The organism is Nocardia kruczakiae NBRC 101016 (assembly GCF_001612965.1).
GTDB lineage: Bacteria > Actinomycetota > Actinomycetes > Mycobacteriales > Mycobacteriaceae > Nocardia > Nocardia kruczakiae.
In genome coordinates this window covers 16310-30660 of record NZ_BDBL01000007.1, presented here as the reverse complement: position 1 = coordinate 30660, position 14351 = coordinate 16310, and the positions used below count along the sequence as shown (strand labels likewise).

Below are 14351 nucleotides of genomic sequence, written 5' to 3'. Positions count from 1 at the left end.
GCACAAGGACGTTCACGGCGCGCCATACCATGCGACCAGTTGACGCGCCGTCGCGGCTCAGTCCTTGTGCCTGAGGGGCTTGCGGCCCGGCGGATCCGGGAACAGGTGCCGCTGTTCGCCGGTCACCATCGCGGTGACCCACCACGCCACCTCCACCAGCACGATGCCGACGGCGCCGCAGGCGAATGCCACCCCGGTCAGCTCCGCGTTCGACGGATCGAGTTTGAAGAAGTGGCGGGTGAACGGCACCGTGAACAGGATCAGATAGCCCGCCACCGAACCGGCGATGAGCGCGATCTTCCACCAGTTCCACGGCCGCGCCACGATCGCCAGCACCCACACCGCGATCACCAGCAGCGTGATCAGCGCCGTCGTGCCGATCTGCACCTCGCGCGCCTCGGTCGGCAGGCTCTGGTCCGCGCTCCAATACGCGATCAGGTAGGCGATGAAGGTCATCACGCCGATCACCGTGCCGGAGGGGATCGCCAGCCGCAGCACCCGCGGCACGAAACCCGTTCGCGCCCTTTCGTTGTTGGGGGCCAGCGAGAGGATGAAGGCCGGGATGCCGATGGTGAACCAGGCGGCGATGGTGACGTGGCGCGGCAGGAACGGATACGACAGCGGGGCGTAATCGAAGATCTGCGATCCGATGCCGGCCACGCCCACCAGGAAGGCCAGCAGGACCGAGTACACGGTCTTGGTGAGGAACAGGTTGGAGACGCGCTCGATGTTGCCGATCACCCGCCGGCCCTCCCCCACCACGTACGGCAGGGTGGCGAAACGGTTGTCCAGCAACACGATCTGCGCGACCGCGCGGGTGGCCGGACTGCCCGAACCCATCGCGACACCGATATCGGCGTCCTTGAGCGCCAGCACGTCGTTGACGCCGTCGCCGGTCATCGCGACGGTGTGCCCGCGCGACTGCAACGCCCCCACCATGGCCCGCTTCTGATCGGGGCGGACGCGGCCGAAGGTGGTTTCGCGGTCCAGTACGTCGGCCAATTCGCCCTGGGCGGTGGGCAATCGGCGCGCGTCGACGGCATGGTCACCGCCGGGCAGGCCGAGGGAGGACGCCACCGCACCCACCGACACCGCGTTGTCGCCGGAGATCACCTTGATCGAGACATCCTGGCCGGCAAAGTAATCCAGTGTCTCGCGCGCATCCGGGCGCACCTTCTGTTCCAGCACCACCAGCGCCTGCGGCGTCACCGTGCCCGGCGCGTCCGGATCGTCGACGGGCCGATCCGAGGAGGCCAGCAGCAGCACCCGCAGGCCCTGCGCGCCGATGTCCTGCGCGGTGGCGGCGATGCCGGAATCGGGATCGAGCAGCACGTCCGGGGCGCCGAGCAGCCAGTTCCCGTGCTCGCCGTAGGAGAGGCCGCTCCACTTCTTGGCCGAGCTGAACGGTGCGACCGCGGTGGACGACCAGCCCGGATCCTCCGTCATGGCCTCGGCGATGGCCAGCACGCTGGCGTTGGGACGCGGATCGTCGTGGGCGAGCGCGGCCAGTACCGAGCGCAACCGCTGTTCGGCAACATCGCCGACGACCCGCAGCTCCGACAGCCGCATCCCGTTCTCGGTGAGGGTGCCGGTCTTGTCCGCGCACACCACGTCGACCCGGGCCAGGCCCTCGATCGCCGGCAGCTCCTGAACCAGGCATTTGCGCTGGCCCAGCCGCACGACGCCGACCGCGAACGCGATCGAGGTCATCAGCACCAGGCCCTCCGGCACCATCGGGACGAGCGCGGCGACCATACCGTTGAGCGCGTGCCGCCAGCTCTGGTGGCTGGAGAACAGCTGGTTGTAGATGGTGACCAATCCCGCCGGAATCAGCAGGTAGGTGATCACCCTGAGGATGGTGTCGATACCGCTGCGCAGCTCCGAATCGACCAGGGTGAATTTCGACGCCTCGTCGGCCAGTTGTGCCGCATAGGCGTCCTTGCCGACCTTGGTGGCCCGGTAGGCGCCCGATCCGGCGACCACGTAACTGCCGGACATCACCTTCGCGCCGACCGTTTTGTCGATCGGATCGGCCTCACCGGTGAGCAGGGATTCGTCGACCTCGAGCAGTTCGCATTCGACGACCTCGCCGTCGACCACGATCTGGTCACCGGGACCCAGCTCGATCAGGTCGTCGAGCACCACATCCTTCGGGCCGACCTCGGTGGCGGCGCCGTCGCGGCGCACCACCGGCTTGGCCTGGCCGACGATGGCGAGTTTGTCCAGGGTCTGCTTGGCGCGCAGCTCCTGCACGATGCCGACCACGCTGTTGGCCACGATCAGCAGGCCGAACATGCCGTCGATGATCGATCCGGTGGCCAGGACCAGCACGAACAGGACGCCGAGGATGGCGTTGATCCGGGTGAACACATTGGCCCGGACGATGTCGGCAACCGATCGGCTCGCCCGATCCGGCACGTCGTTGGTCTGCCCGTCACGAACGCGCTGGGCGACCTCGGACGCGGTCAGACCCGGTGCGCGCGCTTGCTGCTCGGTGATCGACATGTCGACAGCCTAGAGCGTTTCCGGCGAATCGGACGTCATCCGGTACCCGGCTCCGAGACGGGCAATCGTCTGGCATCCATCCGGGTGCGCTGCGCGGTTCAGCGATCGACGATGCGGCGAGTGAGAGCGACCAGATCGTCACCGCGCAGCCGCGGATATCCGTGCAGCAGCGCGACCCACTGCGGCGGGATCGCCGAGGCGCCCCAACGGGCGCCCAGTAATCCGCCCGCGATGGCGGCGGTGGTATCGGTATCGCCGCCCGCGCGCACGGCCGCTTCCAGCGCGGCCGGCAGGGATTCGGTATGGGTGATCGCCCACCACGCCGTCTGCAGCGCGTGCACCACCCAGCCGTTCTTCGGAAAGTCCGAGGGGTCGCCGGATTCGGCCTCGTCGAGCAGCGCGGCCCAGAAATCGGCGTCCACGAAGGCCAGGCCGCCGCGCACGCCCTCGTAGTCGCCGTAGAGCACGGCATGCCGGATCGCCCACGACCACAGCACGCACGCCTCACCGGCCCGCACATCGCTGTGGGTGAGTTCACTCACCGCCCGGGCGGCGCGGGCGCAGTTGTCCGGATCGTCTAAATAGCACAGGGCCACCGGCGCGGTGCGCATCAGCGATCCGTTGCCGCCGGTGAGCCCGTCGAGTTCGAAGGAGCGGCGGCGCATATCGGCCGCGTCCGCACTTCGCCACTGCAATACCTGACTGGTCTGATAGCCGACGTCCTTGGGGCGGCTGTCCCACCAGCGCACGAACTGGCGGGCGACGGCGTCCAAACCCGCCGGGTGGTGCAGCGCACCGTGTTCGGCCGCCGCGAGCGCGACACCCACCGCCATCGCGGTGTCGTCGGTCCACTCCCCCGGCTCCCACCGCAGTGAGCCGCCGCCGCGCATCTCGATCACCGAATCCGCTGCCGGATGGGTGAATTCGTAGCCGGCGCCCAGTGCGTCACCGGCGGCGGTCCCCAGCAGCACCCCCTGCGCCCTGTCCCGCAGCCCCGCGTCTCGATCCACCGGCACATCCTCTCCCCTCGCCTGTCCCCGATTATGCCGGGTGGCACCGACAGCGCCGGTCCGAGTCAATGGTCGGGGATCGGGCCGTCGTCGGGTCCCGGCGCGACGACGTCGGCCTGTTCGGGCAGGAGCGGCAGGACCGCGAACGCACCCGCGGAGGCATCCGGCGGCAGCGCCTGCACACTGCGAATCTCGCTGCGGGAGGCCAACCCTCGCAACTGGGCGAGGGTGCCGCGGACCACCAGATTCACCGCGCAGGCGCAACCGGAGTGCAGGCGCGCGGCCAGCACCGCCGCGAGGCGCCGGGTGCGGTCGTCGTCGGCCCGCACGTGATCCATCGCGCCCGCGGCCGCCGGCTGCGCGGCTCGCAGCGCGTCGGCCCCGGCCGGCACCGGCACCGTGATCACCGGGGTGTACACGCGGTCGATCGGAACGTGGTAGAGAACCTGCGAAATACGCAGTCCCGCACCGATGTCGACGACGGCGTCGGTGGTCAGCCCGGTGCTCGCGGTCGCCAGGGCCCAGCGGGGTGCGGTATCGGCGCCGGACAGCGACTCGTGCGCGCGCTCGAGATAGTCGGCGACGCGTTCGCCGGAGTCCGGCCCGAGCCGGTCGGTGCCGAGGATCGACGCACGCGGCGGCCGCGCCCAGCCCAACGCGACCACGGCGATCAGCAGCACCACCACGACCACGAAACCGGCTGCGGCGCGCCACTTCTCACTCACCGGCCGCATCCGTCACACCGCGCGCAGCACAGCCAGGGCATGTTCCAGATCGTCGGGATAGTCGCTGGTGATCTCGATCCAGCGGCCGTCGGCGGGATGGGCGAAGCCGAGACTGCGCGCGTGCAACCACTGCCGCTGCAGACCCAGCCGCTCGGCCAGCCGCGGATCGGCGCCGTAGGTGAGATCACCGCAGCAGGGGTGGCGGATCGCGGAGAAGTGCACGCGGATCTGATGGGTGCGCCCGGTTTCCAGGTGGATGTCGAGCAGGCTCGCGGCCTGGAACGCCTCGACGGTGTCGTAGTGGGTGACACTGGGCCGGCCGTCGGCGGTAACCGCGAATTTCCAGTCGTTGCCACGGGCTCGCCCGATCGGGGCGTCGATGGTGCCGCTGGACGGATCCGGATGCCCCTGCACCAGCGCGTGATACCGCTTGTCGACCGTGCGCTGTTTGAAGGCCCGCTTCAACACCGTGTAGGCGTGCTCGGACTGCGCCACCACCATGACCCCGGAGGTGCCCACGTCGAGGCGGTGCACGATGCCCTGGCGTTCGTGCGCGCCGGAGGTCGAGATGCGGTAGCCCATCGCGGCCAGCCCGCCCACCACGGTGGGACCCGACCAGCCGACTCCGGTGTGCGCGGCGACGCCGACCGGTTTGTCGACCGCGACGATGTCGTCGTCGGCGTAGAGGATCTTCATGCCCTCGACCGGAGTGGCCTCGACGGTGAGTTCTCGTTTCGGTTCGGGGAACTCCACTTCCAGCCAGGCTCCGGCCACGAGCCGATCGGACTTCCCGGCCGCGGTGCCGTCGATCTGCACCGAACCGTCCTCGGCCAATGCGGCGACCGCGGTCCGCGACAGGCCGAGCAGCCGCGAGAGTCCGGCGTCGACCCGCATGCCGTCCAGACCGTCGGGGACCGGCATGGCTCGTGTCTCTCTCATTCGCCCGCCTTCCCGTCGTCGTCGTGGCCGGCGCGGGTGCCGTCGGGTTCGAAACCGAACACCGTCAGCACCACCAGCAGAATCGCGCCGCACACGATCGAGGAATCGGCGACGTTGAACACCGGCCACCATTTGGTGACGGCGATGAAGTCGATCACATGCCCCTGGAGCGGACCGGGCGAACGGAACAGCCGGTCCACCAGATTGCCCAGCGCACCACCGAGAACCAGGCCGAGACCGATGGCCCAGCTCAGCGAGCGCAGGGTGCGGCCGATACGGATCACCCCGATCACGACGGCGACCGCGATCAGGGTCAGCAGCCAGGTCATGCCCGTCGCCATCGAGAACGCCGCGCCGGAATTGCGGATCAGGGTCAGCCGCACCACGTCGCCGATGATCGAAATCGGTTCGCCGGGCGTCATCTTCGCCACCACCAGGGCCTTGGTGCCCAGATCCACGGCCAGCACGACGGCCGCGATCAGCAGCAGCCACGGCAGGCGGCGCGGGAAGGCCGCCGCGGCCCCGGACATCCGCACGGCCGCCGAATCCGCACCGGTTCCAGCGGCGCTGACGGTCTCGTCCCTGCCCCTGCGGTCCGACGCGGTCCCGTCCTGAGCCGAGTCCGAGCCGCTGGCTGCCGGAGCGGAATCCGCACCGCTGTCGCGCGCGGCGGATTCGTCGTCGCGATCGGCGCCCCGATCCGCCGCGGACTCGCTCGGGGGTTCGTCGGGATCGTCGAGGTGCTGCTCACGCGGCCGGTCCGTATTCACAGCTAGCCATCATTCCTTATCACGTCACCACCGGTTCGCGGTGCCGTCACCCGGCACGTGGCCGGGCGGGAGTCAAAGCTGTTTTTCAGGAACCGGTCGTACCCTGATCGGCGTGACGGTGTTGTCTTCCCACTCCTGCGCCTCGGTAACCGGTCTGCGCCCCGCGGGTGCGTCCGGCCGGGGCCCGAATCCGCGTACGGCGCGCTCGGGAGTGCTGTTGATGGTACTGGCCGTGACCCTGTCCGCGCTCGGTGTCGGTTGCAGCGACGGGACCGAAACCACCAGCGACGCCGAGGTCGAGCCCTCGGGTTTCGGCAAGGAGGTCACCCTGCCGATCTCCGCCGCGGTCGCCACCCTGGTCACTCCGGGCGAGGAACCGCACGCTCAGCTGCGCCCGGCCGTCCGGCCCGGCACCTCCCAGCAGGTGACCCTGCGCACCGACCACCACGTCGAACAACAGATCAACGATCAGGCGGTGCGGGACTTCTCGCCGCCGGCGGTGACGATTCCGCTGACCGCGGACGCGAAGGCCGACGGCGTGGACCTCGTCCTCGGCACGGCCACGTCACCGGACCCGGCCCTGGATCAGCAACTGCTGGCGGCCGACGGATCCCACGCCGGCATCGAGTTCACCGATCTCGGCGCCGTCACCGCGCTGCGGATGGCGCCCGCTCCGTCGACGCCCGACCCCGCCCGCGCCGCGATCGAACAGGCCTTCTACCAGGCGGTGTACGAGGCGATCGCCTTCCCCGCCGACGCGGTCGGCGAGGGCGCGGTGTGGACGGTCCATCAACGCGTCTCGGGTGTGGTTCCGCTGGACCAGATGACGACCGCGACGCTCACCAAGCGCGACGGCAATCTGCTGACCATCGCCCTCGACATCACGCAGACGCCCAAATCGGCCACCTGGCAGTTGCCCAACAACTCCGGTGACCTCGACATCATCGACTACCTGATGCACGGCGCGGGCACCATCACCGTGGATCTCGGCCTGCCGCTTCCGGTGTCGGGCGCGATCACCATCGGCGGCAATCAGTGCTACCGCGATCCGCACACCGATGTGCTGCTGCGCCAGGATGTCCGGACGCAGGTGCAATGGGGCGAGTGAATCGCGCCGCGGTCGTCCTCGCGGGCGTCGTCTTCGGGGTGAGCGCGTGCGGACATCACGACGATTCGCTACCGGCGCTGCCCGCGACGGCGACCGTGCCGCCCATCACCGCCCCGGCCGTCACCGATTCCGATGCGCTGCGGGCGCGGTTGCTCACCCCTGCCGACCTTCCCCCGGGTTTCACCCAGCTCGAGGACGCCGCACCGGGTAACGGGCAGACACCGCCGGACCGCTCCCGCACCGATCCGGCCGAATGCGCGAAAGTGCTCGCGCCCGTGGGTGATCTGTACAGCGGACCGTCTGCCCGCGGCGCGGTGCACTACTTGTCGCCGAATTTCGCCAGTATCGATATCGATACAGCCAGCTATGCCGACGGCCGTGCGGCGCAGGCGTTCGCGGCGGCGCAGAAGCTGCTGCGCGACTGTCGCAGCTATTCCGGCACCGATGCCGACGGCACCTCCGTCGACTACCGGCTGGGCGGGCTCGATCAGCCCAAGGCCGGTTCGGCGTCGACCTCGTTCCAGATCCGCACCACCAGCGGCGGTATGTCGCTGTATTCCGCGGCCACGATCGCCGTCGTCGGCAGCAGTGTGGTGCAGATCGCGGAAACCTCACCGGCGCAAGTCGATCCGGCCTCGCTGCAGGACCTCACGGCCAAACAGGTCCGGCGACTGGAAGGCGCCGCCGGACCCTAGCGGCCTCAGCCTCGGGCGGTGTCGCCTCAGCCCCAGGCGGTGTTGATGTGGCCCGGATTCCACATGCCGCCGTGGGTCTCCCGGGTCACCGTGGGAACCGCGGCGGTCGCGGAGGTGTCGCGCGGGGTCAGCCGCTGCAGCTCACCCCAGTCCCGGCGCCAGTCGTCCTTCAGATAGGTGGCCAGGGTCTGTGAGCTCAGCAACTGCTGGCTCCAGCCCAGCGGGCCGCCGCCCTCGTGGCTCTCCCACAGTGTGGTGTCGTGTGCGGCGGTGCGGTCGGGCAGGATGCGCCAGTTCGGAACCTGCGCGATCCCGTCGCGGTGGTCGTAGGGCCGCTGGCACGGGAACTGCAGTCCCACCGCCCAGTCCAGCAGTACCGGACTGTGCGACCCCACCATGTCCTGCAGGGTCGTGGTGCGCGGGACGCGTGGCGGTGTCAGCGCCAGCCACTGGTTGGGATCGCGGCTGCTGTCCTGGGCGACGACGCGGATCACATCGGCCTGCGGCGGGATCTGGCCGAACGGGACCCGCAGGTTGCGCCACGACGGCGTCGGCCCGATATCGACCGGGATCACCGAGCCCAGCGGATGCGCCTCGGTCGGTGAATCGCTGGCGCCGTATTCGATCTCGACGCGCTGGCCGGGGGTGACCACACCGTCCTTGTCGATCGAGCGGATGCGACCGGCCGCGGTGATCGCCACGATCCCGGTGCGCTCGGCGGCCGGGGGCAGCCGGTACCAGCCGGTGGTGAGTTCGGCCGGATCCTGCTGGCCGGCGGTGCCCAGTTCCGGGGTGGTGGCCGAGTCCAGACCGTACGGCAGTGGCGCACCGGCGGTTTGGGTGCCGGCCTCGCCCTGGTTCTTCCCGCTGTCGAAGGCGCTGGAGATACTGCTGCTGTTGGTCGGCTCCCCCTCGGGGGTCAGATCACCGACCCCGTTGGGCACGAATCCGGTGGCGCCGGCGGTGAACGTCGTCTGCGGGTCGCCGGTCAGCGGCGCCAGCATCGAGGCGTTGGGATCGGTTTCGACGAGGACGTCGTCGGCCAGTCCGCACGGTTTGCCCAGTACCGCATCCACATTCGAACGAGCCAGCGAGAACGCCGGATACTGGGCGACCGCGCCCTTGGCGAACGAGGCCATCTCGAACACCACCAGCAGCGCCGCGGCCACGGTCAGCGGCGGAATCTTCGCCCATCGCCACGCCGGGCGCGAAATCCGGTGTGGCGTACCGGGTTCCGGCGCGCGCACATGCCACCAGCCGGCCAGTGCCAGCAGTACCACGGCCACGGCGAGGAAGAGCTTGCTCAGCCCGAAGCCGTGGATCGAGGGCGGCTTGTCCCACCACGGAATGCCGTAGCTGGACACGTACCACCATTCGTTGACGCTGGTGAAGATCTGCGCCATCACCAAGGCGACCACGGCGCCGAACAACGCCCGGTTGCGCGGCGAGCGCATCACCCGGGGGCCGACCGCGACCGCGGTCAGCACCGCCACCGCACCCGCCAGACCGGCGTACACGCCGTTGTGGTGGGTGAATTTGGTGGGTGTGGTGGCCATCAGCAGCATCGACGCGAAGGTGATGCCGAGCAGCCGGCGCGCCGGCCCGCCCGCGGTGAACGGGATGCGCCCGCCCTTGCGCAGCAGGACGAACACGCAGACCAGCAGGCCCAGCCACATCGCCACCATGCCGAAGCGGCGCCCGATCGACCCGTCGGCGGTCGGCATGAACAGCCACTGATAGTTCAGGTAGTCGTTGTACCAGGGGTCGGACGGGCCGACCGCGGTGTGCACGCGGCGCATCTCGAACATCGCCGAGAGCGGCTGCACCGAGAACGCGAAGGCCAGCACGAGGGCCCCGGCCGCCGCCAGCGGCGCGAGCAGGGCACCGTAGCCGTACAGCACGGCCCAGCGGGAGCGATGTTCCCCCGTCTGCGGGTCGACGGCCAACTCGCGCGCCCGGGCACTGCCGAAGCGGACCACCGATCGCATACCGGCCAGCAGCGGCGCCACGCAGATCACGCCCGAGGGCGCCGCGGTGAAACTGAACGCCGCCACCAGGATCGCGATCGCATAGGGCAGCAGGCGCCGGGTCGCGATGGCGCGTTCGACGAAACACCAGGTGAGCAGCACACAGACCGCGATCACGGGTTCCGGTCGCAGACCGTTGTTGTAGGGCAGCCAGACCGCCAGGAAGATCAGCGCGCCGGTCCACACCGCCACCCGGTCGTGACGCACCGCCACACCGAGACGCGGAATCACCTCCCGGCTCAGCGCCAGCCAGGTCACCACACCGGCCAGCAACGTCGGAATCCGCATCCACGGACTCGCGGTACTGATCTCGGTCATATGCGCGATGATGTCGTACGGCGGTGTGCCGACCGGGTTTTCGGGCACGCCGAAGAACCGGAAGTAGTTCGCCATATATCCCGACACGAGCGACGCGCGCGCCATGCCGAACTGATAGCCGTCGTCGGAGGTGGTCGAGCCGATGAAATGCCAGATCACCAGTCCGCCGAGGACCACGGCGTCGACCGGGCCGAAGCTCCACCACCGCTGCGGCAGCCAGCGCCGGATGCGGCGGCCGTCGAGCCGGTCCAGGCGGAACAGCGCGGCCAGCGCGATGAGGGTGAACGCCACCGCCAGCACGGTCGCGATCCGCTTGAGCACGGTGGGCACCACCGAGAATCGGCTGTCGACCTGGGCGGTGACACTGGTTCCGGCGGCCCGGGTCAGATCGCTGTACACACCCACCAGCTGCGGACGCCAATCCCCCTGCAGCGTCACCGGTTTCACGTCGGCGCCGGTGAAAGTGGCTGTGGTGTGCGAGATTTCGGAATGCACGGTGAAGGCGCAGTCGCCGCCGAGCCGGTCCACCGGCACACTGGCCAGGGACTGATTGCGCAGCACCGCTTCGAACTGGCCGGGTTTACCGTCGGTTCCGGGCCGGACCCGCGCGACGAAACCGTATCGCTCCAGGTCCGGGGCGCCGGACGGCATCGTCGCCGTCAGTGTGGAGCCGTCTGCCGGCAACTGCGCGAGCGCCGCGCACGGAACGGTGGCGTCGAAGGTCAGCGGGGCGTACGAGACCAGCGGCGCGTCGATGCCGCGGGTCGAGCCCTGTTGCGGCCACGACAGGGTGGTGTGGTCGACCTGCACCGGCAACAGCGGTACCGCGATGGCGCACAGGGCGCCCAGGAGTCCGGCGATCAGCGCGATCGGCTGGGCCCAGCGAGCGAGTGGTGACCGGTCGATCCGGTGTCCCTGTCCTGCCGCGGGCGTGTCGTCCGCCCTCACCATCGTGTCGGTCACGGAGGCAGATGCTAGCGCGGGGTCTCCGGAACGAACGAAGTCGTCCGACCTTTCTCAGTCTTTGTTTAGTTTCGTTATGCATCCGTCCCGGCACAGCGCCCCGTCATCGCGCCTGGTCATCGCTCTGGGAACGACTCGGGCCGGCGTTCCGCGCGGAACGCCGGCCCGGACCGGTACGACGAGAACTACTCACACGCGGGCGACTGCTGGCCCAGGTTCTTCAGGCCGGCGCAGGCCCAGCTCTTCTGCAGCTTCCAGCTGTTGTCCTGGGCGACGAACGGCACGTCGGCCTTGGTCGGCGCACCGCCGTTGACGGAGAAGTCCACCTTCGCGGTCAGCGTGTCGCCGCCGAGATACGCCACATCGGTGACGTTGATCTTGGCGTTGTTCTGCTGGTACGCGTCGGTCAGCTTCTGCATCATCTCGGGATCCTTGGCCAGGGCGTCCTGACCGTCCTCGAGCCACTGGGCCTTCTGCGCGGCCGGCACGCCCGGGTCCAGCGCCTGCGCCAACTCCGAGTTCAGATCGGCGACCGTGGGCACCGGCGGCACGTTGGCGGCCGAGGTGGCGGCGGCCTTGGTCGTGGTGGACTTGTGGCTCGAGTGCTTGTCACCGCTGCCGCAGGCAGACATGCCGAGCGCAGCCACGACAGCCAGGGTGGCGACCGCGATGCGTCCAGTCATCTGAAGCTTCAATGCTCGTCCTTTGCGTTCGAGTTGGTCTGGTTCCGTTCACGTGACAGCTCCCACCCGACCGGCGGCAGTGCACGAGTGGCCTCACGCTACCCGCCAAATTTCAACGAAGACTAAGGAGCGGATCGGCCGGGGTGAGATCGTCATCGTCGGCAGCGAACGTATACGCCGGGCCCGGCCCTGTCGAGCGGGTCTCGAATCGGACGGTGACCCGCCCGTGCCCGCTGCCCTGTACCCAGCCGTGGCCATACCGGGGATGGCCGACATCGCGTCCGGGATACCAGAACTCGGTGGTGTAGGAGCGGGTCGGCGGCGGTACGACCGGCTCATCCGCCGGCACCGGCCCGGCGATCGGTTCCTCGAAGACCGCGTCGCCCACCGCACCGGTGTCGCGATCCAGTTCGGGGAACAGCGATTCCTGCCGCACCGCCGACAAACCGCCGAATCCCACGCCCACCAGCCGAATCGAGCCCAATTCGACGGGATCGATGGCCGAGCGCTGGGCCGCCGCGGTGAGCGTGGCCGGATCGGTGGTGGCGTAGGGCAGGGTGAGCGAGCGCGTCACGATGCTCATATCGCTCTTCTTCAATTTCAGGACCACCGTGCGGGCCGCGCGGCCGTCGCGCAGCAGCCGCCGGTGCGCGGCCTCCGCCATCGCCTCGATCGCCGGACGCAGCTGCGCCAGCGTGACGATGTCGGTCTCGTAGGTGGTTTCGGCGCTGATCTGTTTGGCCTCGGCTCGCTCGGCGACGGGTCGTTCGTCGATACCGCGGGCGAGCCGGTGCAGCGCCGCGCCGACACTGCCACCCAGCAGCGACGCCGCCTCCGGTTCGGGCAGGGCCGCGAACGCGCCGACGGTTTCGATGCCGACCGAACGCAGCCGGTGTTCGGCCACCGGCCCGATCCCCCACAGTTTGCGCACCGGCAGCCCGGCCAGAAGCGCCTGCTGTTCGGCCGGTGAAATCACCCGCACCCCATCGGGTTTCGCGAGTCCCGATGCGATCTTGGCCAATTGTTTGCCGGTGCCGGCGCCGACGGAGGCCACCAGCCCGGTGCGCTCCCGCACCGATTGCCGCAGTTGCTCGCAGAATTCGCGCACCTGCGCCGCGTTCGCGCCGGCGAGTTCGGCGGGCTCACCGAACGCCTCGTCGAACGACAGCGTCTCGAGCACCGGAATCCACGACCGCAGGGTCTCGAACACCTGCCCGCTGACTTCGCCGTAGACCACCCCGCGCGGCGGGATCACCACCGCGCTGACGCCGACCAGCCGGCGCGCCTGATGCATGGGCATCGCCGACCGGGCGCCGAAGACCCGCGCCTCGTAGCTGGCCCCGGCGACCACGCCCCGGCCGCCCATCCCGCCGACGAGTACGGGCCGGCCGCGCAAGGTCGGACGGGTCAGCTGTTCGACCGAGGCGAAGAAGGCGTCCATATCGATGTGCAGCACCCAGCGCCGCGCCGCCATCGTGTCGGCTCCGAAATTGCTGTCGGGTTCCTGTGCGTGCAGATGCACTGCCGACCCGCCCCCGGCACCCGCATCGACCCCGGTGGATGCCCGCTGACCAGGCACGAGACCGCCGGTAGCCGCGTCGGGGACAGAGTGCATACCCGGAAATCTACGCGCGGGGACCGACATATCCGGCAGCGGAAGTGTGTGATGATCGGTTCATGACCATCCGCAAGGCAGTGATCCCAGCCGCCGGCATCGGCTCCCGCCTGCTGCCGCTGACCAAGGCCATCCCCAAGGAGATGCTGCCGGTCGGCGACAAACCGGTGATCGAGCACACCGTGCGGGAGCTGGTAGCGTCCGGCATCACCGATATCACGATCGTGGTGAGCGGCGGGAAGTCCCTGATCCAGGACCATTTCCGTCCCAATCCGGCATTGGTGGCGCAGCTGCGCGCCGACGGTAAAGCCGCCTATGCCGACGCCGTGGAAGAGGTCGGCGAACTCGGCCGGCTCGGCCACATCACCTATCTGGACCAGCACGGCCCCTACGGCAACGGCACGCCGGTGCTCAACGCCGCCCGCGCGCTGGGCGACGAGCCGATGCTGGTGCTGTGGCCCGACGACGTCTTCGTCGCCGAGGTGCCGCGGGCGCAGCAGCTCATCGACGCCTACAACAAGACCGGCTCGCCGGTGCTGGCGTTGATGCCGATGGATCCCGCCGACTCCCAGCGCTACGGCGTGCCGGTGGTCGAGGATTCCTACGAGCCCGGCCTCATGCGCATCAGCGGGCTGCGGGAGAAGCCGAAGCCGGAGGACGCACCCTCGGCCTATGCCGCGATCGGCGGATACGTCGTCACCCCCGGCATCGTCGACGAGCTGCGCAAGCAGGTCGACCAGTGGTACACCCACCGCACCGGCGAGGTGTATCTGACGGACGCCATCAACGTGTTCGCCGCCTCGAACCCGGTCTACGGACAGGTGATCCGCGGCCGCTGGTACGACACGGGCAATCCGGCGGATTACCTGGTCGCGCAGTTCGCCTCCGCGCTCAGCCACCCCCAGTACGGGCCGCTGCTGCGCGATCTGTGCAACGAGTGAGGCCCTGAGCGCCGCAACGATTCTCGCGGCGTGGAACCGCACCCGCCGCCTC

The 14351-nt window shown here is 69.5% G+C and carries 11 protein-coding genes; 3 read left to right on the top strand and 8 right to left on the bottom strand.

From position 1 onward, the window contains the following. Window positions 1-57: 57 nt before the first annotated feature. The 5 genes from NK1_RS07230 to lspA all read right to left on the bottom strand — a co-directional run bounded on the left by NK1_RS07230 (window position 58) and on the right by lspA (window position 5949). Entirely contained in the window at window positions 58-2505 is a 2448-nt protein-coding gene (locus NK1_RS07230; protein WP_063007786.1) for a cation-translocating P-type ATPase, read from the bottom strand. A gap of 98 nt (window positions 2506-2603) precedes the next feature. Next, on the bottom strand, window positions 2604-3515 hold the full coding sequence (locus NK1_RS07225) for an ADP-ribosylglycohydrolase family protein (protein ID WP_063007906.1): 912 nt from the start codon (window positions 3513-3515) through the stop codon (window positions 2604-2606). A gap of 65 nt (window positions 3516-3580) precedes the next feature. Next, a complete protein-coding gene (locus NK1_RS07220) occupies window positions 3581-4240 on the bottom strand; it encodes a hypothetical protein (RefSeq protein WP_245660381.1) in 660 nt (219 codons plus the stop codon). A 12-nt stretch (window positions 4241-4252) separates the two neighbouring features. Beyond that, window positions 4253-5179: an RluA family pseudouridine synthase gene (locus tag NK1_RS07215; RefSeq protein WP_063007784.1), complete on the bottom strand. Its 927-nt coding sequence runs from the start codon at window positions 5177-5179 to the stop codon at window positions 4253-4255. After that, the gene (gene lspA / locus NK1_RS07210) at window positions 5176-5949 is read right to left on the bottom strand and encodes a signal peptidase II (protein ID WP_084460661.1); all 774 of its coding nucleotides are present in this window, start codon (window positions 5947-5949) and stop codon (window positions 5176-5178) included. Before lspA ends, NK1_RS07215 begins: the two co-directional genes overlap by 4 nt. Window positions 5950-6061: 112 nt before the next feature. On the opposite strand from lspA, the gene NK1_RS07205 reads away from it, so the two are divergent. Beyond that, window positions 6062-7057, top strand: a complete 996-nt coding sequence (locus NK1_RS07205; RefSeq protein ID WP_245660380.1) for a hypothetical protein — start codon at window positions 6062-6064, stop codon at window positions 7055-7057. Then, complete coding sequence (locus NK1_RS07200; protein WP_063007783.1) at window positions 7054-7752, top strand: sensor domain-containing protein; 699 nt, start codon at window positions 7054-7056, stop codon at window positions 7750-7752. The genes NK1_RS07205 and NK1_RS07200 overlap by 4 nt, the downstream gene beginning before the upstream one ends. 26 nt (window positions 7753-7778) lie before the next feature. Here the strand turns inward: NK1_RS07200 and NK1_RS07195 are convergent, their stop codons facing one another. The 3 genes from NK1_RS07195 to NK1_RS07185 form a co-directional block, all read right to left on the bottom strand. Continuing rightward, entirely contained in the window at window positions 7779-11048 is a 3270-nt protein-coding gene (locus NK1_RS07195) for an arabinosyltransferase domain-containing protein (RefSeq protein ID WP_063007903.1), read from the bottom strand. Window positions 11049-11245: 197 nt separating this feature from the next. Further along, on the bottom strand, window positions 11246-11743 hold the full coding sequence (locus NK1_RS07190; protein ID WP_104363133.1) for a WKL family lipoprotein: 498 nt from the start codon (window positions 11741-11743) through the stop codon (window positions 11246-11248). A 112-nt stretch (window positions 11744-11855) separates the two neighbouring features. Further along, window positions 11856-13217: a DNA polymerase IV gene (locus tag NK1_RS07185; RefSeq protein ID WP_063007902.1), complete on the bottom strand. Its 1362-nt coding sequence runs from the start codon at window positions 13215-13217 to the stop codon at window positions 11856-11858. 203 nt (window positions 13218-13420) lie between these two features. Here NK1_RS07185 and NK1_RS07180 point away from each other — a divergent pair, with 203 nt between their 5' ends. Next, window positions 13421-14299: a UTP--glucose-1-phosphate uridylyltransferase gene (locus tag NK1_RS07180; RefSeq protein WP_063007782.1), complete on the top strand. Its 879-nt coding sequence runs from the start codon at window positions 13421-13423 to the stop codon at window positions 14297-14299. Window positions 14300-14351 lie beyond the last annotated feature (52 nt).

Coding starts and splice junctions, on each gene's coding strand:
- NK1_RS07230 (WP_063007786.1), bottom strand. CDS start 2,505: ATGTCGATCACCGAGCAGCAAGCGCGCGCACCGGGTCTGACCGCGTCC.
- NK1_RS07215 (WP_063007784.1), bottom strand. CDS start 5,179: ATGAGAGAGACACGAGCCATGCCGGTCCCCGACGGTCTGGACGGCATG.
- NK1_RS07195 (WP_063007903.1), bottom strand. CDS start 11,048: ATGGTGAGGGCGGACGACACGCCCGCGGCAGGACAGGGACACCGGATC.
- NK1_RS07190 (WP_104363133.1), bottom strand. CDS start 11,743: ATGACTGGACGCATCGCGGTCGCCACCCTGGCTGTCGTGGCTGCGCTC.
- NK1_RS07185 (WP_063007902.1), bottom strand. CDS start 13,217: ATGGCGGCGCGGCGCTGGGTGCTGCACATCGATATGGACGCCTTCTTC.
- NK1_RS07180 (WP_063007782.1), top strand. CDS start 13,421: ATGACCATCCGCAAGGCAGTGATCCCAGCCGCCGGCATCGGCTCCCGC.